The organism is Mesorhizobium sp. WSM4847, assembly GCF_055811335.1.
Genome location: NZ_JBVVPY010000010.1, coordinates 1 through 19,832, shown reverse-complemented (window position 1 = coordinate 19,832; position 19,832 = coordinate 1). Strand labels below are relative to the sequence as shown.

15 protein-coding genes and 3 pseudogenes are annotated in these 19,832 nt (G+C 62.4%); 9 read left to right on the top strand and 9 right to left on the bottom strand.

Translation table 11 applies throughout. The features are described from left to right. Window positions 1-54: 54 nt before the first annotated feature. From AC0L28_RS16075 to AC0L28_RS16065, 3 genes are all read left to right on the top strand, one after another. Window positions 55-1,566, top strand: a complete 1,512-nt coding sequence (locus tag AC0L28_RS16075; protein WP_023800217.1) for a sugar ABC transporter ATP-binding protein — start codon at window positions 55-57, stop codon at window positions 1,564-1,566. A gap of 34 nt (window positions 1,567-1,600) precedes the next feature. Next, on the top strand, window positions 1,601-2,620 hold the full coding sequence (locus AC0L28_RS16070) for an ABC transporter permease (protein ID WP_287171745.1): 1,020 nt from the start codon (window positions 1,601-1,603) through the stop codon (window positions 2,618-2,620). A gap of 62 nt (window positions 2,621-2,682) precedes the next feature. Further along, window positions 2,683-3,738 (top strand): substrate-binding domain-containing protein, encoded by a 1,056-nt coding sequence (locus AC0L28_RS16065; RefSeq protein ID WP_473478639.1) that lies wholly within the window; start codon window positions 2,683-2,685, stop codon window positions 3,736-3,738. 84 nt (window positions 3,739-3,822) lie between these two features. Here the strand turns inward: AC0L28_RS16065 and AC0L28_RS16060 are convergent. The 5 genes and pseudogenes from AC0L28_RS16060 to AC0L28_RS16040 all read right to left on the bottom strand — a co-directional run bounded on the left by AC0L28_RS16060 (window position 3,823) and on the right by AC0L28_RS16040 (window position 7,929). Next, window positions 3,823-4,083, bottom strand: a pseudogene (locus AC0L28_RS16060) (type II toxin-antitoxin system ParD family antitoxin). Between the two features lie 104 nt (window positions 4,084-4,187). After that, window positions 4,188-4,460, bottom strand: a complete 273-nt coding sequence (locus AC0L28_RS16055; protein WP_023800221.1) for a type II toxin-antitoxin system RelE/ParE family toxin — start codon at window positions 4,458-4,460, stop codon at window positions 4,188-4,190. A 1-nt stretch (window position 4,461) separates the two neighbouring features. Further along, window positions 4,462-4,719: a type II toxin-antitoxin system RelB/DinJ family antitoxin gene (locus AC0L28_RS16050; protein ID WP_023800222.1), complete on the bottom strand. Its 258-nt coding sequence runs from the start codon at window positions 4,717-4,719 to the stop codon at window positions 4,462-4,464. A 109-nt stretch (window positions 4,720-4,828) separates the two neighbouring features. Next, window positions 4,829-6,883, bottom strand: coding sequence for a bifunctional aldolase/short-chain dehydrogenase (locus AC0L28_RS16045; RefSeq protein ID WP_473478636.1), 2,055 nt, complete (start codon window positions 6,881-6,883; stop codon window positions 4,829-4,831). Between the two features lie 80 nt (window positions 6,884-6,963). Continuing rightward, entirely contained in the window at window positions 6,964-7,929 is a 966-nt protein-coding gene (locus tag AC0L28_RS16040) for a sugar-binding transcriptional regulator (protein ID WP_128167466.1), read from the bottom strand. A 182-nt stretch (window positions 7,930-8,111) separates the two neighbouring features. Between AC0L28_RS16040 and AC0L28_RS16035 the strand changes: the two genes are divergently transcribed. After that, window positions 8,112-9,749, top strand: a complete 1,638-nt coding sequence (locus AC0L28_RS16035; protein ID WP_473478634.1) for an acyl-CoA synthetase — start codon at window positions 8,112-8,114, stop codon at window positions 9,747-9,749. Between the two features lie 300 nt (window positions 9,750-10,049). Here the strand turns inward: AC0L28_RS16035 and AC0L28_RS16030 are convergent. Then, window positions 10,050-10,240: pseudogene (locus AC0L28_RS16030) on the bottom strand (VOC family protein); the annotation flags it as partial. 134 nt (window positions 10,241-10,374) lie between these two features. On the opposite strand from AC0L28_RS16030, the gene AC0L28_RS16025 reads away from it, so the two are divergent. Both AC0L28_RS16025 and AC0L28_RS16020 read left to right on the top strand, forming a co-directional pair. Continuing rightward, a complete protein-coding gene (locus AC0L28_RS16025; protein ID WP_473478632.1) occupies window positions 10,375-11,943 on the top strand; it encodes an MFS transporter in 1,569 nt (522 codons plus the stop codon). A gap of 37 nt (window positions 11,944-11,980) precedes the next feature. Beyond that, a pseudogene (locus AC0L28_RS16020) lies at window positions 11,981-12,487 on the top strand (DUF417 family protein). Between the two features lie 145 nt (window positions 12,488-12,632). Here the strand turns inward: AC0L28_RS16020 and AC0L28_RS16015 are convergent. Next, window positions 12,633-13,526 (bottom strand): PhzF family phenazine biosynthesis protein, encoded by an 894-nt coding sequence (locus AC0L28_RS16015; RefSeq protein ID WP_473478630.1) that lies wholly within the window; start codon window positions 13,524-13,526, stop codon window positions 12,633-12,635. 46 nt (window positions 13,527-13,572) lie between these two features. Beyond that, window positions 13,573-13,926, bottom strand: a complete 354-nt coding sequence (locus AC0L28_RS16010) for a VOC family protein (protein ID WP_473478628.1) — start codon at window positions 13,924-13,926, stop codon at window positions 13,573-13,575. Between the two features lie 318 nt (window positions 13,927-14,244). Between AC0L28_RS16010 and AC0L28_RS16005 the strand changes: the two genes are divergently transcribed. From AC0L28_RS16005 to AC0L28_RS15995, 3 genes are all read left to right on the top strand, one after another. Continuing rightward, window positions 14,245-14,853, top strand: coding sequence for a TetR/AcrR family transcriptional regulator (locus tag AC0L28_RS16005; protein ID WP_128172253.1), 609 nt, complete (start codon window positions 14,245-14,247; stop codon window positions 14,851-14,853). Between the two features lie 74 nt (window positions 14,854-14,927). Then, window positions 14,928-16,067, top strand: a complete 1,140-nt coding sequence (locus AC0L28_RS16000; RefSeq protein WP_287179832.1) for an efflux RND transporter periplasmic adaptor subunit — start codon at window positions 14,928-14,930, stop codon at window positions 16,065-16,067. A gap of 354 nt (window positions 16,068-16,421) precedes the next feature. Next, a complete protein-coding gene (locus AC0L28_RS15995) occupies window positions 16,422-19,577 on the top strand; it encodes an efflux RND transporter permease subunit (protein WP_473478626.1) in 3,156 nt (1,051 codons plus the stop codon). A 33-nt stretch (window positions 19,578-19,610) separates the two neighbouring features. Here the strand turns inward: AC0L28_RS15995 and AC0L28_RS15990 are convergent. After that, window positions 19,611-19,832, bottom strand: a 222-nt coding sequence (locus AC0L28_RS15990) for a hypothetical protein (protein ID WP_473478623.1), incomplete at its 5' end; no start/stop codon positions are given.

Sequence of the window (19,832 nt, the reverse complement as noted above, 5' to 3'; positions counted from 1 at the left end):
ATCGTGTTGACAATTGCCGGAACAGCCCATAGCGTCGTCGCCAGGGAGGAACGAATGGGCAATGATGCCGTGTTCCGCGTCGACGGCCTGAGGAAATCCTTCGGCCCTATCGAGGTGCTTGGCGGCGTCTCGCTCGATTTGCATGCCGGTGAAGTGACCGTGCTGATGGGCGCCAACGGCGCCGGCAAATCCACCCTGGTCAAGATCATCAGCGGCGTTTATGAGCGCGGCAGCGGCACGATGAGCCTCGCCGACCAAAACTTCGCGCCGAAAACGCCGGCGGAGGCGATCCGCGCCGGCGTCGTCACCGTTCATCAGAACATCAATGACGGTGTTGTCGCCGACCTCGACGTCGCCACCAATTTGACGCTCGACAGGCTGAGCGGCAGCGGCGCGCCGACCCTGTTCAATCCGGGCCGGGTGCGCCGCGAGGCAAAGGCGGTTGCCGACCGCATGGGGCTGGCGATCGACCTGAAAGCCCGGATCAGCGATCTGTCGCTGGCCGATCGCCAGATGGTGGCGATTGCCCGCGCCATGGCGCATCAGCCGAAGGTGCTGATCCTCGACGAGCCGACCTCGTCCTTGTCCAGCGCCGAGGCAGATCGGCTTTTCGCGCTGCTCGACAGGCTGCGCGAGCACGGCGTCGCCATCCTCTACATCTCGCACCGCATGTCCGACATCAGGCGGCTTGCCGACCGGATCGTCTCGATGCGCGACGGCGTCGTCTCAGGCGTCTTCGACCGCAAGCCGCTCGATTATGAAGGCGCGGTCAACGCCATGCTCGGCCGCAAGATCCAGCTCGACCGGATCGTCGCTAGGAATTCGGCCAGGCCTGTCCTGACGATCGACGGGTTGCGGATTGCCGAAGGTTCCAGGCCGATCTCGCTGACGCTCGGCGACGGCGAGGTCGTTGCCATCACCGGCCTCGTCGGCGTCGGCAAGACAGCGCTCGCCGAGACGCTGTTTGGCGTCCGCAAACCGCTGTCCGGCACCATGGTGCTGAACGGCAAAGCCTATGCACCGGGGTCGACAGGCGAGGCGATCGCCGCCGGCGTCTTTCTCGTCGCCAAGGACCGGAGCGAAAACGGGATCGTCGGCGACTTCAACATCCAGGAAAATATCAGCCTGCCGTTCCACAGGCGGATGTCGCGTTTGGGCGTCCTCAAGCGCCGCGTCGAGCGCGCCATCGCCCGCCGGCAAATCCAGGAATTGGGCATCGTCTGCCGCTCGGAGAAGGACGAAATGTCGGCGCTTTCGGGCGGCAACCAGCAGAAGGTGATGGTCGCCCGCTGGATGTCGCAGGCGGCAAGACTGTTCATCCTGGACGAGCCGTTTCAGGGCGTCGACATTTCAGCCAGGCGCGATATCGCGGCCAAGCTGCGGGCGAGCGCCAACGGCCGTGCGACGCTGCTGTTCGTCACCGAGCTCGATGAGGCGCTGGAGACCGCCGACCGCATCCTGGTGATGTCGGAGCAGACAATCGTCGGCGAACATCGCAATGCCGACATCGACCTCGAGCGGCTGCTGGCCGAAGTGGCGGGCGGGCCGCTGCACAGTGCAGCGTGAGGCGGGCAGTAATGGGACGTGGAATGGAGAGGGCATGAGTTCGGGTTGGGTAAGGATGGCAGCCGCGCGCGACCATGCCATCCGCTATGGCTTCATCGTTCTGCTGTTCGGGTTGATCGCCTATTTCGCCATCGCCGCCGATGGCTTCGTCTCGCCGCAGAGCGCCGTCTTCATCTTCCAGTCGGTCGCCATCACCGGCGTGCTGGCGCTCGGCGTCACCGCCACCCTGGTCGTCGGCGGCTTCGACCTGTCGATCGGCTCGGTCGCTACCAGCGCCATGATGGCAGCCGCCTATGTCATGGTGGTGCTGGAGCAGAACGCCATCGTTGCGGTCGTCGCCTGTCTCCTGATCGGCGTCGTCGTCGGCCTCATCAATGGCTGGCTGATCGTCTATATGCGCGTGCCGGATCTGCTGGCGACGCTCGGCATGATGTTCCTGCTCGTCGGCTTGCAGCGCATCCCGACCGAGGGCCGCTCGATCGCCACCGGCATGACGATGCCCGACGGCTCGGTCGCCAACGGCACGTTCGGCCGCGCCTTCCTGGCGCTCGGCCGCCACCGCTTCGATTTCTTCATCCCCAACCTCATCCCGGTTTCGGTCGTCGTCCTGCTCGTGCTTGCGGTGCTGATCTGGTTCTTTCTCGAATACACCCGTTTCGGCCGCATGATGTATGCGGTCGGCAGCAACCAACGGGCTGCCGAGCTCGCCGGCGCGCCTGTCAAGGCATACAAGATCTGGGCCTACGTTATTTCGGGGGTTTTTGCCTCGATCGGCGGCATTTTGCTCGCTGCCCGGCTTGGACGTGGCGATATCGCCTCGGGTAATAATCTCCTGCTCGACGCAGTGGCTGCGGCGCTCATCGGCTACGCGGTTCTTGGCGCCGCCAAGCCGAACGCCTTCGGCACGGCTGTCGGCGCGGTGTTTGTCGGCGTGCTGCTGCAGGGCCTGACGATGATGAACGCGCCCTATTACACGCAGGATTTCATCAAGGGCGTGGTTCTCGTGGTTGCCCTGGTCTTCACCTTCGCCCTTTCCGGCAGGGGCAACAGGTAGGATTTCGACGGATAGGATTTTCGACCGGCTGAAATTTGAATTCAACAAGAGGAGGAGACACCATGAAGATCACAAGAAGACTTTTGGCGAAGGCAGCACTCGGGCTTGCCGGTGCTGCGCTGCTGATGCAGGTCCCGGCAATGGCGCAGGACAGGCCGGCGCCGTTCGACAAGCCCGGCGCGGTCAAGATCGCGCTGGTCCGCTATCTCTCGACCGGCGACTTCTTCCAGGCCTATCTGTCCGGCGTCGAAGCGCAGGCCAAGGCGCTTGGCGTTGATCTGCGCGTCCTCGACAGCCGCCAGGACGCCGCCCTTCAGGCGGACATGGTCGACCAGGCCATCGCGCTTGGCGTCCAGGGCATCATCATCCAGCATGGCTTGACGGAATCGATGAAGGACGCCGCCCAGCGCGCGGTCGACGCCGGCATCAAGGTCGTCGCCTTCGACGTCAATGTCGAAAACCCCAAGATACCGCAGATCGAGCAGTCCGACCGCGACCTTGCACGCCTCGCGCTCGAGCAGGCAATCAAGGACAATGGCGAGAGCTGGAAGGCCGGCTACGTCTATGTCGCCGGCATTGCGCCGCTCGACCGCCGCAACGAGACCTGGGTCGAGTTCAAGAAGAAATATCCGGGCATCAACGAGGCGGCGATGTTCGGCACGCTCGACAATCCGATCGCCAATTCCGTCGCCAACCAGGCCCGTTCGGTGCTGTCGGCCAATCCCGACATCAAGGTGATGTTCGCGCCCTATGACGAATTCGCCAAGGGCGTGAAGATCGCCGTCGACGAGGCCGGCCTGTCGCAGGACATCAAGATCTATTCGGCCGACATCTCGACCTCCGACATCGCCGCGATGCGCGAGCCCGACAGCGCCTGGGCGGCAACCGCTGCCACCAACCCGGCCGTCGTCGGCCAGGTTTCGGTGCGCGCGCTGGCTCAGCTTTTGGCCGGCGAAGACCCCGCCCAAAACGTCATCGTGCCGCCGACGCTGATCACCCAGAAGGACCTGATCGACAAGGACATCAAGAACATGGAAGACCTCTCGGCCAAGCTGCCGCAGTTCGCCCATGCCGATGTCGCGATGCCGGCCTGGATGCCGAACCCCAACGCGAAATAGCGTTCCGCAGGCGTAAGGGACGAGCGGCTTTCGGGCCGCTCTTTTCCAGGTCTGAATGCCTGCTTCGTCGGCGTGAGCCGATATCTAGCCACGGGCGCGGCATTCTGCCTTCAAACCGCGTATGAACTCGGCGGGTTCGACGTTCACCGGCTTGCCGCTGGTCATGCCGTCGGCATAGGCTCGTTTCAAATGTTCCAACTCCAATGCGCGCAATTCCTCGCGCTGTTCTCACAGGCGCAGGGCGTCGCGGACAATCTCGCTGTTAGAGGCATATCCCCCGCCTTCGACAGCGCTTTGCAGGCGGGCAGCCTGCTGCGGGGTGAGGGATATGGTAAGGGTGCGCATGGGTTGGGTTTTCATGCTTAGCCTGCAGTCCAATAGTCCCGCGGTGAGGATGGCAAGTTTCCAGCCCGCAGCGCAAAAAATCCTAAGTTGCGTGCCCGCCTCGGCTACTCATTGAACAGATCGGAATGGGACCCGGTGCGAGCAAGCTGTAGCTCATCGCCGGCGACACGATAGATCAAGAGCCAGTCCGGTTCGATGTGAGCGTCACGATAGCCTTTCCAGTCGCCCTTCAGTGGATGATCCTTATAACTCGCTGGGAGTTCATCGCCGGCGAGCAGGAGGCCCAACAGCTCGCGCAGCTTGCCAAGATCTTTGCCACGCTTCTCGGCACGTTTCACATCACGGCGGAATTGTCCGGATCGAACAGGCGCCAGCACATCAGATTTCCAAGTCCTTGAACAACTCGTCGGCCGAGGCGAAACGCTTGCCCTTGCCCTGCTCCAATTCGAACATGGCCTTTCGAGTGGTTGCGTTCGGCACCTTCACCGGAAAGGGGAACTCCTTGTCGGCGGCGACGCGGACCAGCAGCAGGCGAATGGCGTCGGAAACGGACAATCCCATTGCCGCCAAGGCTTCCGTCGCCTGTGCCTTTGTCGCCGCATCGATCCGAGCGCGGACCACAGTTTCCGTTGCCATATTACTGCTCCTTGAAGAGAGCTACAATGTAGCTACGAAAGACCGAATTCGCAAGCCGTCCGGTCCAGTTCGTACCGTTCGAAAATGTGCGGCGTTTGAGCGACATGCATTACCGCAGCGCCGCCGCGATGTTGCCGCCGTCCACCGTCGTCACATTGGCGGTGGTGCGCTCTGCCAGCGCCTGATGCAGGAAGGCCTGGGCGACGTCTTCGGCCGTCACTTCCTGCCCGAGCAGATTGCCCGCCATATATTCCTTTTCCGAGACCCCGCGGGCGCTCGAACGGCTGGCGATCATCGCGTCGGTCAACAGCCCGGAACGGATGCGGTCGGCGTTGACGGCATTGGAGCGGATGCCGTGGGCGCCGTAGTCGACAGCATATTGCCTGGACAGGAAAAGCGTCGCCGCCTTTGGCATGCCATAGGCGCCGAACTTCGGACCCGGATTGATCGCCTGCTTGGAGGTGTTGAACAAAAGCACGCCGCCGGTGCCCTGCTCGAGCATGATGCGCACTGCGTTCTGCGCCGCCGACTGGTGGGCGAAGAAATTGAGTTCGAAGCTCTTGCGCAAAGTGGCGTCGTCGAGTTCGCCGATCCTGCCTTCCCAAGCCGCACCGGCATTCGAGACGAGGATGTCGAGGCCACCGTAGACGGCAATGGCCTTGTCGAAGGCAGCGCGCATCTGCGCCGGGTCGGTGATGTCGGCGCCGACGCCGATCGAACCGTTGCCAGCTTTTTTTGCGGCCTCCGTCGCCCTCGCCGCGTCGAGATCGACGACGACCGCATGAGCGCCATTGTCGGCGAACAGCTTTGCCGTGGCGGCACCGATCGCGCCGGCACCGCCGGTGACCAGCACAATTTGGCCGGTCAGCGGCTTCGACTTGTTGGCGGCGAGCTTGGCCTGTTCCAGCGACCAGTATTCGAGCGGAAAAAGGTCGGCCTTGGACAGTGGATGGAAATCGCCGATTGCTTCGGCGCCGCGCACCGCCTCGATCCACATTTCACCGACGTCGGATGCAATCTTCGCATCCTTCAGCGTGCGGCCATGGCCGAACATGCCGAGCCCCGGCACCAGCGTCAGGCGCGGCATCTGGTCGAGCATAGTGCGCTTCACATCGTCGAGCGCGTCGTTGGTCTCGAAGTAGGCGCGATAGTCCCTGGCGAATTTTTCGACATGCTGGCGAATGACGGATTTGTAGTCGCCGATCTTGTCCGCGTCGGGCGCCGGCAACGCCATCGGTCCGGTCTTGATGCGAATCGACAGGTCGGGCGTCGACACACCGCGCCCGGCATAGTCGGCAATGTCAGCCGAATTGATGAAATCGACGATCGCGTCCGAGGTGCGGAAATCGCTGATCATACGGTCGAAGCGGCCTTCGCCGCGCGCCACCGCCACCGCGCCGCGCAGCATCGGCGCAATCTCCGCAGGCTTCGCCAGCCTGGCCGGCAAGGCGGTTTTTTCGCTGCGCGGCTTGCCGTGACTGGCGATGAAATCCTCGGCGAGGTTCACATAATGGATCATCCGGTCGTAAGCCTGCTTGGCATCGTCGCCGAAGGTGAAAATGCCATGCTTGTCGAGGATCAGGCCTTCGACCGTCGGGTCGGCGTCAAAGACATCGGCAGCCGCCTTCGCCAGGTCGAAGCCCGGCATGATGTAGGGCACGAACCCCATCTTGTTGCCGAAGACCTTCTTGCTCAGCGCCTCGCTATCGTCCTGGTCGACAATGGCGAGGATGGCGGTCGAGTGCGTATGGTCGACGAATTTATGCGGCAGGAAGGCGTGCAGCAGTGTCTCGACTGAAGGGTTGGGCGAAGACGGATCGATCAGGTTCACCCGCTGCAGCGCCACCATGTCTTCGTCGGAGAGTTTTTTGAGCGACCGCGCCTTGAGCAGCGCGCCGAGCTTGACCGCCGGCAGGCCCTGCGGCTCGATGATGCCCATGTCCCAGCCGCTGCCCTTGACGCAGAGCACGTCCCATTCGTCGCCGACGAGATCGATGGCCTTTGTCTTGCACGATGTGTTGCCGCCGCCATGCAGGACAAGCCGCGGTTCGCCGCCCAGAAGCCTGGTCGTGTAGACGCGCAGCGCCAGGTCGCGGGCCACACCCTTTGTTGCATAGTAGGCAACCAGCTTCTCCGCGTCGCCGTCATTCCACAGGTTCTTCATGTTCGCTTCGTCCGGTTGTTTTGTTGTGAAACAGGAATGCCGCGACGCCTTGATGACAATGCGTCCGCGGCTTGTGTTCTCTAGGCGACCTTTTCTGCTGCCGGTCCGGCATGGTCGAGCAGCCGTCGCGCCATCCGGGCGGCGACCACCAGATGCGTGCATAGCCCACCCGCGATCGCCGCCACCAGCGGTCCGAACTTGCTGTCCTCCTGCACCACCACGAGGCGCTTTTCAATCTTGCGCAGCGATGACAGCTCCGCCGAAATGATCCGCCTGTTGTAGCTGCAGTCGAGCGCCTTGCCTTGCGCGTCGATGATCTGACCGGCGATGACGCCGGCAGCCCCGGCACGACGCAGCACCTCCATTTCGCTGGCAGTCAGCGCGCCGCATTTGACGACATGGCTGTCGGCGTCGACGGTGCCGACTGAGTAAAGCGCCAGATTGCACGCACTGATGCCCGACAACTGCTCGCGGATCACCGGCTCGTCGCGCAGGCCGCGCGCCAGTTCCTCTGTCGTCAGCACCAGCGGCGCATAGAAATTGAGTCCCTTGGCATTGAGCCGGCGGGCGATTTCCATGGTGCATTGGTCGGGGCGGTAGGAATAGGGGGCTCCCAGATTGCCGCAGAGCTGCACCACCGTGACATCCTGCAGATCGGCATAGGACATGATGTCGGCGATCGTATAGATGGTCCTTCCCCAGGCGACGCCGATGCGATCGCCCTTCTTGATCAGCTCGAGAAAGACGCTGGCCGCCAGCACCGCGATGTCGGTCGACGGATCGGCGACATGGCCGTTTTCCGGCGCTATCCAGACGGCATCGAGCTTCAATGCGTCTTCGAGTTTGCGCGCCATGACGTCGTCGGTGAAAAGCTGGGTCGAGGTCGAGATGTTGACGATGCCGGTCTCGCGCGCTTTGCGCAGATACATGGCGACCGAGGCTCGGGAAATCTTGAGCTGGCTGGCGACCTGGTCCTGGCGCAAGCCGTGGGCATAGTAGAGCCAGGCGGCCTTATGGATAAGCTGTTCTGCCGGTCGGATCGCCATGCCATCTCCTTGCTGACATTATTCACGGCTGTCGACAAAAGTCAAACTGGGCAAACGCAAACGATGCCTTTCGCCCGCTGAATCTACATCATACCTTGTGCCAAATGCGCTCTATCGTGGCATGGTGACGGGCCGGAAGCCTGTGGGTAGAAGGTTTCGATCAGACATTAGCGGAGGACGGGATGGGCAATCCCTACGAACAGGATCTCGGCAGGAATCCAGCCAACCACCAGCCGCTGACGCCGCTCAGCTATCTGGAGCGGGCGGCAAGGACCTTTCCCGACCATGTCGCCATCATCCATGGTCGCCAGCGCACGACCTATCGCGATTTCTGGCGGCGGTCGCTGAAACTTGCCTCGGCGCTGCAGAGGCGCGGCATCGGCAAGGGCGACACCGTCACCGTCATGTTGTCCAACACGCCGCCGATGCTGGAAGCGCATTTCGGCGTGCCGATGACCAAGGCGGTGCTGCATTCGCTCAACACCCGCCTCGATGCCGCCGTCATCGCTTTCCAACTCGACCATGCCGAAACCAAGGTGCTGGTCGTCGATCGCGAATTTGCAAATGTCGTCAGCGAGGCGCTGGCGCTGGCCAGGGTAAAACCGCTGGTCATCGACTATGACGATCCCGAATACGCCACTGACGCCCCCTATCCCAAGGGCGAGCGGATCGGCTCGCTCGATTACGAGACCTTCGTCGCGGGCGGCGACGAGGATTTCGCCTGGTCGATGCCGGACGACGAATGGGACGCGATCTCGCTCAACTACACCTCCGGCACGACAGGCAATCCCAAGGGCGTCGTCTATCACCATCGCGGTGCAGCGCTGATGGCCTATGCCAACACCATCCATGCCGGCATGGGCAAGCATGCTGTCTATCTGTGGACGCTGCCGATGTTCCACTGCAACGGCTGGTGCTTTCCGTGGACGCTGGCCGTGCAGGCCGGCACCCATGTCTGCCTGCGCTGGGTGCGGCCGAAGCCGATCTACGACGCCATCGCCGACCACGGCGTCACCCATCTGTGCGGTGCGCCGGTGGTGATGTCAGTGCTGATCAACGCCAGCGACGAGGACAAGCGGCAATTTCCGCAGACGGTCACCTTCAACACCGCCGCGGCACCGCCGCCGGAAGCGGTGCTGTCGGGCATGGCCGATGCGGGTTTTGCCGTCACCCACCTCTATGGCCTGACCGAGACCTATGGCCCGGCGGTCGTCAACGAATGGCAGGGCGAGTGGGATGGGCTGGAGAAGGGACAGAAGGCGGCGAGGAAGGCCAGGCAAGGTGTGCGCTATGCCGCGCTCGAGGATCTGACGGTGATGGACCCCGAGACGATGGAGGAGACGCCGGCCGACGGCGAGACGATCGGCGAGGTCATGTTCCGCGGCAACATCGTCATGAAGGGCTATCTGAAGAACCGCAAGGCGAGCGACGAGGCCTTCGCCGGCGGCTGGTTCCACTCGGGCGACCTCGGCGTCATGCATCCCGACGGCTACATCCAGCTCAAGGACCGCTCCAAGGACATCATCATTTCCGGCGGCGAGAACATCTCCTCGATCGAAGTCGAGGAGGCGCTCTACAAGCATACCGCCGTCGCCTCCTGCGGCGTCGTCGCGAGGCCCGACGACAAATGGGGCGAGGTGCCGATCGCCTATGTCGAGCTGAAGCCGGGCAGGACGGCGACCGAGGCCGAGATCATCGATCACTGCCGCGCGCTGCTCGCCCGCTTCAAAATGCCGAAAGCGGTGATCTTCGCCGAAATCCCGAAGACCTCGACCGGCAAGATCCAGAAGTTCCGGCTGAGGGAGATGGCCAAGGGGTAGGTGCCGTTAGCGTCACGACGGTGCAGAGCGTTTGATGGCAGCGGGACAGCGCCCCCCTCTGTCCTGCCGGACATCTCCCCCACTTGGGGGGAGATTGGCTGTCATCGCCGCTTTCGCCAACTTTCAACATTGCAGGACTAGCTGGGCGCTAAAACCGCCAATCTCCCCCCTCGTGGGGGGGAGATGTCCGGCAGGACAGAGGGGGGCGCGAAGGATCACGACAGATCAGAATTTAGCCTGAGCCGCCGCTCATGCCGGGAACCGGCAATTGGGCCCGTTCAGTATTGCGAACAATTTTTTTTACCGAAGATGCGAGAGCACGTTGAGCAGCTTGCCGGTCGGGTCGGCAATGAAGAAGCGTCTTACCCCCACGGTTCGTCGGTCAAATCATAGACCACTCTGCAACCGATCTCGTTCGCGCGCAGATAAACCGCGTCGACATTGTCGACCTCGATCGACAGATCAGCCACCGGGGTGCCTGAGCCGCACTCAACAACGTGCCTTGCAGCAGCTGGATCGGCTGAACGGAGCAAAAAGATCGCTCTGTGTCGGATCGAGCGCCTCGCGATCGTCCTCGATAAAGAACCGACTCGACGAAAGAAGATCTAGCAGGAGGAGCGTTCTAATGGAAAACGCGGAGCGGAGCCCCAGGGCTACACGGCGCGAATGGATGGGGCTCGCGGTTATCGCGCTGCCTTGCCTGCTCTATTCCATGGACCTGACGGTCTTGAATTTGGCTGTGCCGCGGTTGAGCGCAGACTTGAGGCCTTCGAGTTCGCAACTTCTGTGGATCGTGGACATTTATGGCTTTCTGCTTGCCGGATGCCTGATCACGATGGGCACGCTGGGCGACCGCATCGGCCGCCGCAGACTGCTTTTGATCGGCGCGGTGACATTTGCAATTGCTTCGGTCTTCGCGGCGTTCTCCACAAGCGCCGAAATGTTGATCGTCTCGCGTGCGCTGCTCGGGATTGCCGCGGCCACGCTTGCGCCGTCCACCCTCTCGTTGATCCGCAACATGTTCCTCGATCCGAGGGAGCGCACGGTTGCGATCGGCGTCTGGATCGCCAGCTTCTCCGCGGGCGCTGCCATCGGCCCGCTGGTCGGGGGCATCCTGCTGAGCTATTTCTGGTGGGGTTCCGTGTTCCTCGTGGCCGTACCGGTCATGGTCGCGCTGCTGGTGTTCGGTCCGATGGTCCTGTCCGAGTATCGCGATCCAGAAGCGGGTCGGCTCGACATCTTGAGCGCCGCGCTGTCACTTGTCGCGGTGCTTTCGGTGATCTACGGCATCAAGGAAATCGCCGAACATGGATTCGGCTTGGAGGCGGCCTTCGCCATTGTCTTCGGCGTGGCTGTCGGCGCGGTTTTCGTCTTGCGTCAACCACGGCTGAAAAATCCTCTGGTCGATCTGCGGCTCTTTCGCTCGCGCGCCTTCAGCGCTTCATTGGCGGTCAACGTTCTCGGCTTCTTCGTGGCGTTCGGCTCGTTTCTCTTCATCGCGCAATATCTGCAACTGGTGCTCGGGATGGGACCCTTTGTAGCGGGCCTGTGGACGGTGCCTTCCGCCGTCGCTTTCATCGCCGGTTCGATGCTGACGCCAATCGCGGCCGGTAAGGCTCGCCCGGGCTATGTGATGGCTGTCGGCCTTGCGCTCGCGGCAGTGGGATTCCTTATTCTCACCCGCAGTGGCGGTCGAGCCGATCTCGCGGTCATCGTCACAGGCTACAGCGTCTTTTCCCTGGGCCTTGCACCGGTGTTCACTTTGGCCACCGACCTCATCGTGGGAACCGTTGAACCCGGGCAAGCCGGTGCGGCCTCCGGCCTCGCGGAAACCAGCAGTGAGTTGGGCGGCGCGCTCGGCATCGCGATCCTTGGCAGCATCGTCACCGCCATCTATCGCAGCGGAGTGACCGGGCTGGTCGCGGACGGGGTGTCCGAACAGGAAATCAGCGTTGCCAAGGACACGCTTGGAGGCGCCGTCGCAGTTGCAATTGCCTTACCGGAGACGCTCGGTTCCGATCTGCTCGGCAAAGCGCGGGAGGCGTTCACTCAGGCATTCCAGATGACTGCCGGCATCTGCGCGTTGGTGGCGCTGGCTGCGGCCATCCTTGCGGGGGTCCTGTTGCAAAAAGTGCGGGGGCAGTCTGAGGCTGGGCAGCAGCCAGCAAAAGCTGCGACACCAACCGACGCCTGAGGCTTAAGCACGACACGGAACATGAGGAGGGAACCCCATGCCGATTCTCAGACCATCAGAGTCTGAAGGTCAAGACGAGACCCTTTCTCGGCCATGGGCGCGAAAGGCCGCCGCGGTCAGCAAAGCCGGGTCGATCGTCGCCCTGACTGGGGTCATATTGCCGCTTCTCATGATCGGCGGGATGAAATTCACGGCCGTTGAGATCGAGGCGTTGAGGCCGCTGATCGGCGGCACGCCTTGGCTCGCCTGGATGTATCCGGTATTTGGTGAAGCCGGTGCCTCTTATCTGCTTGGCGTCGTGGAGATCGCGACCGGGCTTCTCCTGATTGCCTGCCCTTGGTAGGCGCGCGCCGGTGTCGCCGGCGGGGCATTGGCCGCCCTGATTTTCCTGGTCACCTGTTCGATCATGGTTGCCCTGCCGATCTGGGAGCCAACTCTGGGCTTTCCCGCGCTCGGTCCCGCCGGCCAGTTCCTGATCAAGGACATTGCGCTGCTCGGCATCGCGCTTGTCATACTGGGCGAAAGCCTGAACAGATTAAACTAATCGGCCACCTAAGCGGATCCAAGTCGAAGCGAGTGGCAGAACCACGTCATCCCGCCTACCCGCGCCAAAGGCGGGGCTCCACCTGCTGCGAACTTGTGAGACGGGCATAAGTTCGGTGCCTGCGCGCCATCTGAGTCACCTTCGACTAGATCGAAAACGCCCCGCTCGCCACCACGATGCCGCGTCCAGACACGCTCACCGAGCCGGCGTCGACATCCACCTCGATGATGCTGGTACGTCCGAGCGCCGTGCCTTGCTCGACCTTGACTACGCCGGGCTGCGCAACACCGTGTGCAACCAGATGTGCGGCGAGCGGACCAGCCGCCGTACCGGTTGCCGGATCCTCGGCAATGCCGACAGTCGGGTTGAAAAACCGTGCATACGCTGTGCTTCCCCGCAGTGGCGGATCAAGTGAGAAGACGTAGCAGCCTTCCCCGCCGACCTCGTTGAGCAGGTCGAAAAGCTGTTTGGCGTCAGGCGAAATCCGGTCGACGGCTTGGCGATCGCGGATTGGCACCAGGAGATGGGCAGCACCGGTCGAGACCACCTGGCAAGGCACGACGTCCGTTATTTCTTCAGTATTTAGGCCAAGTGCCGCGGCAAGGGCGCCAGGATTTGAGATCTGCCGGCCGGCCACTGGGGCTTCTTGCCGCATAATGATCTTTTCAAGTTTTCCCTGGCTTTGCCAGATGGCCAATGGATATACCAAGTCGCCGATCTGTTGGTGAAACCATGTCGGGCCATCGCCCAACTCGAGCCGCCCCGCGGCAGCGAGCCACCACCAGGCCCCTAGCGTGTTGTGGCCGCCTGCGCCGAAAACCTCCACGCCTTTCGGCGTGAAAGAGCGCAATTTCCAATCGGCGTCCGCCCGGGTCGCCGGTAGGACAAAAGTGGTCTCGGACTGATTGAACTCACGGGCAATGTTCTGCATCAGCTCGAGCGCCAACTCGCCACCGCAATCGACCACCGCAAGGGAATTGCCGGTCAGCGGCTCTACCGCGAAGACATCGACGAAATGAAATGGGATTGTTCTGCTCATTGTTTTCCTCCGCGCAATTGGGCCCGTTCATTATTGCAGACACCTTCTACCGAAGATGCGAGAGCACGTTGAGCAGCTTGCCGGTCGGGTCGGCAATGAAGAAGCGTCTTACGCCCCACGGTTCGTCGGTCAAATCATAGACCACGCTGCAACCGATCTCGTTTGCACGAAGATAAACCTCGTCGACATTGTCGACCTCGATCGACAGATCTGGCACCGGGGTGCCTGAGCCGCCCTCGCTGGCGATGCTGATCTGGGGGACGGTGGTTTCGCTGGACGCCAGCGTGACGAGCCACCCGTGATCCATCACGGCATCGAGCCCAAACAAGTCGGTATAGAACTTCCGAACATCCGGAATGCTGTCTGTTGCGATATTCGAGACGATGCGCAGCACGGTCATTCCATATCTCCTCCACAGCTTGCCATATCTCCACAGCTTGGATGGTAACGCATAGCTGCGCGCTGCGGAGCACGTCTCGAACAAAATAAGGCGCCGATCACCTGAGCCGCAGAGTGCCGCCGATGGTCTTGAAGGACCGGCGGGATGCCCATGCACGGCCCGCAGCAGGCTTCGTTAACGCTGTTCACGCCTAGGTTGTGTCGACAGGTGTCACCGGTCGCCCAGACAGGTAACATCCACCTGTTGACAGGCGGGCGATTTCGAATTACGAGTGACGAAATTCAAAATTCGTCACTCGTAATGAGCTAGTGATAAATGATGCATGACACCCTCGACACGACGGCTGACCTGGTCCGGCAGGAGAATGTTGCGCGCATCCTCGATTGCGCAGAGCGACTGTTCCGCCACTACGGCTACGGCAAGACCAATGTCGCCGACATAGCCCGTGAACTCGGCATGTCGACGGCGAACATCTACCGTTTCTTCGCCTCCAAGGTCGAAATCCACCAGGCCGTTTGCGGCCGCATGCTCGCTACTTGCTACCAACTGACCTACGACGCCTGCCATAGTTCCGGAACGGCCAGCGAACGTCTTCGCCGCTACGTGCAAACGCATTATCAGTGGACCCGCGACACCATGCTCGACCAGGAGAAGGTGCACGAAATGGTCGTCGTCGCCATCGAGCGCGATTGGCATGTCATCGAGAAGCATATCGACAGGATCCGCGGCTTGGTCGAGGAGGTGATCCGCGAGGGAATCGCGGCTGGCGAGTTTGCCGACCAGGACCCGGAAGTCGCTTCGCGGTGTTTCGGCGCCGCTATCATCACCCTTTGTCACCCGCAGATGGTCGCCCAGTGCCTTGCCAAGAACAACCGGGCGATGCCGGACGAGCTTATCGAGTTTGCCCTCAGGGCTTTGAAGAAATGACCGCCGGCGTCCGCCGGGCGTCGACAATCCATCTCCATTTCGGGAGTACGCAAGTGTCTTTGTCCAAATCCATCATGAACAGGCTGCCGGCCATTGGTCCGGCTCTGGTCGTCGTCGCGGCGCTTGGGCTCGCCGGTTGCTCGCAAGAAAAAGTGGAAGTCAAGGACATCGTCCGGCCGGTCAAGGTCGTCGAGATCGCCAAGGCGAACGATACCCGTGAGCTCTCCTACTCCGGATCGGTGCGCGCCCGCACCGAGATGAATCTCGGGTTCCGCATCAACGGCAAGATCACCGAGCGCTTGGTCGACATCGGCCAGCGCGTCAAGCCGGGCGACGTTCTGGCCCGCATCGATCCCGCCGACTACGACCTTTCGGTCAAGAGTGCCGAGGCCAGCCTCGAGGCCGCCGAGCGGCAGGTCGAGACGACGGGCCTTGCCCGCCGTCGTGCCGAACAGCTGTTTGCCAAGAAGTTCGCCTCGAAATCGCAGCTCGAACAGGCGACGCTCAGCTATGATCAGGCGGTCGCCACCCGGAACTCCGCCCGCTCAGCGCTTGACCAGGCGAAGAACCAGGTCCTCTACACCGACCTCAAGGCGGACAGGAACGGCATCGTCACGTCAGTCACCGCCGATGTCGGTCAGGTGGTCGGCTCCGGCACGCCGGTTGTGACCGTTGCCGTCGATGGCGAAAAGGAAGTGCTGATCGCCGTGCCGGAAACCGATATCGCCCAGTTCAAGCCGGGCAAGGAGGTCAAAGCAAGCTTCTGGTCCGACGAAGCGCTGACGCTCGACGGCAAGGTCCGTGAAGTCGCCGGCAGCGCCGATCAGCAGTCGCGTACCTTTGCCGTTCGCGTCAGCCTGCCCAACGATCCGCGCGTGCTTCTCGGCATGACCGCGAATATCGAGGCTTCGGCCGCCAACAACAGCCTGCAAAGCGTATCGATCCCGTTGAGCGCGCTGGCGCAAAAAGACGGCCAGCAGATCGTCTGGACCGTGGACCGCGGCGGCGAGACCGTCCATGCGCGTCCGATCAAGGTCGCCGAGTTCACCGCCGACGGCGTGCATGTTGCCGAAGGATTGAAGCCCGGCGATGTCGTCGTTGCGGCGGGCACGCAATTCATGGCCGAAAATCTAAAAGTCAAGCTGACCGGCGATGCGGTGCAACAGTCCGCATCGGCGGACGATGATGGCGATGCCGTCAAGCACGTGCGCTGACGGCCAGGCACAAAACGGCTTCTCCTCGCATCGGCGCAAGCCGCGAGGTCAAGCGGTTCACGGTTTCCGGGCGGCAGGTGCCCGATTGTCGAGACGTCAGGTCGATGTTTCCCCCCCCGACATCGATCCTGGCGCCCCACCGCGATGAGTGTCTCTCCGCTCGGAAAGCCTCGCCGCCCGGAAGCCTGGAGCATGATCCCGAAAAGTGGAAGCCGGTTTTCGGAAAAGATCATGCTCGAACAGGAAAGATGGAGCCCCATCCCGATCCTATCAGGATGGAACAGGCTCCAGCATTAGAAGCTCCGTGGGCATGCCATGTGCGTGCGCTGACGATCAGACAGATGGACTGGCGCTATGACCACCGACACCACCGACACCAATGAAAAACGGCCCTTCAATCTTTCGCGCTGGGCGATCGGGCACCCGAGCATTGCGCGGTTCCTGTTCGGCCTGATCATCGTTGCCGGTGCGCTCGGCTTGATGCGCATGGGCCAGAAGGAAGATCCGGATTTCACCTTCCGCATCATGGTCGTCCAGGCGGTCTGGCCCGGTGCCTCGATCCAGGAGATGGAGGACCAGGTCGTCAACAAGATCGAGCGCAAGCTGCAGGAAACGCCGCATCTCGATTTCGTCCGTTCCTACACGCGCGCCGGCAGCGCCATCATCACCTTGCAGGTGGAAGGCGACACCAATCCGACTGAGGTCGCGGATGCCTTTTACCAGGTGCGCAAGAAGGTCGGCGATATCGCCAATGAGCTGCCCCAGGGGCTGCTTGGGCCCTACTTCAACGACGAATTCGGCGACACTTTCATCACCCTGCATTCGATCAGCGGCGATGGCTACAGCTATCCCGAGCTGAAGAAATTGGCCATCCAGGCGCGTGACATGCTGCTGACCACGCCCGGCGTCGAGAAGGCCGTGATCATCGGCGACCAGCCGGAAAAACTCTATATCGACGTTTCGTCCAAGGTGCTTGCCGAGCGCGGCCTGACACTCACCGATCTGCAGAACGCGATCAAGGGCCAGAACAATGTCGATCCGGCAGGCTCGGTCGACACCGGCCAGCGCTCTGTGCGCATCTCGGTCGAGGGCAGCGTGACGGAGGCGGCCGACATCCGCGAACTTCGCCTGCGCGCCGGCAATCAGGTGACCCGCCTCGGCGACATCGCAACCGTGACCACAGGTCTCGAAGATCCCTATCAGCGCAAATACCGATTCAACGGCCAAGACAGCGTCCAGGTCGGCGTCGTCATGGCCAAGGGCTTCAACGTCACCGATGTCGGCAAGGAGGTCGAGGCGACCTATCACCGCTTCGAAGAGGCCTTGCCTTACGGGGTTTCGGTCGATCAGATCGCCGACCAGCCGGAAGTCGTGCGGGACGCGGTGGGCGAGTTCATGACGGCGCTCGGCGAGGCGCTGCTGATCGTGCTTGTCGTTTCGTTCCTGACGATCGGCTGGCGTTCGGGCCTGGTGATCGCGATCACCATTCCGCTCGTTCTGGCCGCGACCTTCGCCATCATGTACGAGATCGGCATCGATCTGCAGCGCATTTCGCTTGGCGCGCTGATCATCGCGCTCGGCCTGCTTGTCGACGATGCGATGATCGTCGTCGAAATGATGGAACGCAAGCTCGAGGAAGGGATGGTCAAGATCGAGGCGGCGAGCTTCGCTTACACCTCGACGGCCTTCCCGATGCTGACCGGCACGCTGATCACCACCGCCGGCTTCATCCCGGTCGGCTTCGCGGCTTCGACGGCCGGCGAATATGTGCGCACGCTGTTCTACGTTGTCGGCATCGCGCTGGTCGTCTCCTGGTTCGTGGCGGTCTATTTCACGCCGTCGCTTGGTCACATGATCCTCAAGCAGCGAAAACACGCCGGCAGCCATCACGATGTCTTCGACACGCGCTTTTATCGCCGGCTTCGCGCCACCGTCAGCTGGTCCGTGCGCCACCGCATCATCGTGCTGGTCATGACGCTGGTGACCTTCGTCACCAGCCTGTGGGCGTTCCAGTTCATCCCGCAGAATTTCTTCCCGCAGTCGTCGCGTCCGGAAATCCTTGTCGACCTCTGGCTGCCGGAAGGCACCAGCATCAAGGAAGTCGAGACGCAGGCCAAGGCGCTCGAAACCAGGATGATGGACGACAAGGACAAGCGCTTCATCGCCACCTATATCGGCGAGGGCGCGCCGCGCTTCTTCCTGCCGCTCGACCAGCAGCTTCGCAATCCGAACTTTGCCCAGCTTCTGGTGATGGCCAATGACGAACCGGCCCGCGAGCGGCTGATCGTCAAGCTGCGCACCATTCTGGCCGAGGATTTCCCGTCGGTCCGCGCCAAGGTCGACCGCCTGTTCCTTGGGCCGCCCACCGGCTGGCCGGTGCAGATGCGCGTCATGGGCCCGGATCGCCAGGAGGTGCGCCGCATCGCCGACGAGGTGAAGGCGAAGTTTCAGGCAAATCCGCTGCTCGGCGCCGTCCACGACGACTGGCTGGAGCCGGTGCCGGAGATGAAGCTGGTGATCGACCAGGATCGCGCCCGTGCGCTCGGCGTCACCTCGCAGCGCATCCGCCAGATGCTGCAGGCGACCATGTCGGGAGCGCCGCTCGATGATTTCCGTGATGGCGAGGAGACGGTTTCGATCGTCGCTCGCGAGCCGGAGGCAAGCCGCCACCTGCTGTCGGCGGTCGACTCGATCTCTGTCCCGACGGATTTCGGTGGCTTCGTGCCGCTGTCGCAGGTCGCCAAGGTCGTCCCGGTGCTGGAGCAAGGTGTCGAATGGCGGCGCGACCGCCTGCCGACCATCAGCGTGCGCGCCACGCTGCCGGACGGCGTGCAGTCGAACGATGTCGTCATGAAGATGTACAGCGAGATGCAGGGCCTGCGCGACGGCCTGGCGCCTGGCTACAACATCGAGATCCAGGGCGGCGCCGAGGATTCGGCCGAAAGCCAGGCCTCGATTGCTGCGAAAGCTCCAATCATGCTGGCCGTCATCGTCGTGCTGCTGATGATCCAGCTGCAGCATTTCGGCAAGGCGATGCTGGTGCTGGCGACCGGTCCGCTCGGCATCATCGGTGCTGCGGCGGCACTTTTGATCAGTGGCGCGCCGTTCGGTTTCGTCGCCATTCTCGGCGTCATCGCGCTGCTTGGCATCATCATGCGCAACTCGATCATCCTGGTCGATCAGATCGACCAGGACATCGCAGCCGGCATGGAACGCTCGGAGGCCATCATCGGCTCGGCAGTCCGCCGTTTCCGGCCGATCATGCTGACGGCGCTGACGGCGGTCCTGGCACTGATCCCGATCTCGCGCGGCGTCTTCTGGGGTCCGCTCGCCTATGCCATGATGGGCGGCATCCTCGTTGCCACGGTGCTGACCATCCTCGTCCTTCCGGCAGGCTATGCCTTGTTCTTCGGCCGGGAGCGCAAGAAGGTCGAGGACGCGGCGCCGGCCGTCGAGCCGAAACTGGCGGAAAACGATGACCAGCCGCAACTGCCCCTGGCGGCCGAATAGGGTCGAGGCAATCGCGCAGGTTGGCGCCGCCCCTCATCTGGCTGCCGCCATCTTCTCCCCGTATAGTGACGGGGAGAAGGACGCCTTCGCAAAGGATTTCGCCAATATCCAGCGCTGCAAAAAAAGCGCCGAGCGTGCGGCCAGCCCCTTCTCCCCGTCACTATACGGGGAGAAGTGCCCGGTGTCCGAACCGGATAGATAGGTAACAGAATGGACTGATTGCATGGGTGACAGTTTTCTCCTTCGCCGGGAGGA

What these genes read in the sequence shown, in the direction of transcription:
- AC0L28_RS16005 (WP_128172253.1), top strand. Translation starts at nt 14,245, where the DNA reads ATGCATGACACCCTCGACACGACGGCTGACCTGGTCCGGCAGGAGAAT.
- AC0L28_RS16045 (WP_473478636.1), bottom strand. Translation starts at nt 6,883, where the DNA reads ATGAAGAACCTGTGGAATGACGGCGACGCGGAGAAGCTGGTTGCCTAC.
- AC0L28_RS16010 (WP_473478628.1), bottom strand. Translation starts at nt 13,926, where the DNA reads ATGACCGTGCTGCGCATCGTCTCGAATATCGCAACAGACAGCATTCCG.
- AC0L28_RS16075 (WP_023800217.1), top strand. Translation starts at nt 55, where the DNA reads ATGGGCAATGATGCCGTGTTCCGCGTCGACGGCCTGAGGAAATCCTTC.
- AC0L28_RS16050 (WP_023800222.1), bottom strand. Translation starts at nt 4,719, where the DNA reads ATGGCAACGGAAACTGTGGTCCGCGCTCGGATCGATGCGGCGACAAAG.
- AC0L28_RS15995 (WP_473478626.1), top strand. Translation starts at nt 16,422, where the DNA reads ATGACCACCGACACCACCGACACCAATGAAAAACGGCCCTTCAATCTT.
- AC0L28_RS16000 (WP_287179832.1), top strand. Translation starts at nt 14,928, where the DNA reads ATGAACAGGCTGCCGGCCATTGGTCCGGCTCTGGTCGTCGTCGCGGCG.
- AC0L28_RS16065 (WP_473478639.1), top strand. Translation starts at nt 2,683, where the DNA reads ATGAAGATCACAAGAAGACTTTTGGCGAAGGCAGCACTCGGGCTTGCC.
- AC0L28_RS16025 (WP_473478632.1), top strand. Translation starts at nt 10,375, where the DNA reads ATGGAAAACGCGGAGCGGAGCCCCAGGGCTACACGGCGCGAATGGATG.
- AC0L28_RS16015 (WP_473478630.1), bottom strand. Translation starts at nt 13,526, where the DNA reads ATGAGCAGAACAATCCCATTTCATTTCGTCGATGTCTTCGCGGTAGAG.
- AC0L28_RS16040 (WP_128167466.1), bottom strand. Translation starts at nt 7,929, where the DNA reads ATGGCGATCCGACCGGCAGAACAGCTTATCCATAAGGCCGCCTGGCTC.
- AC0L28_RS16035 (WP_473478634.1), top strand. Translation starts at nt 8,112, where the DNA reads ATGGGCAATCCCTACGAACAGGATCTCGGCAGGAATCCAGCCAACCAC.
- AC0L28_RS16070 (WP_287171745.1), top strand. Translation starts at nt 1,601, where the DNA reads ATGAGTTCGGGTTGGGTAAGGATGGCAGCCGCGCGCGACCATGCCATC.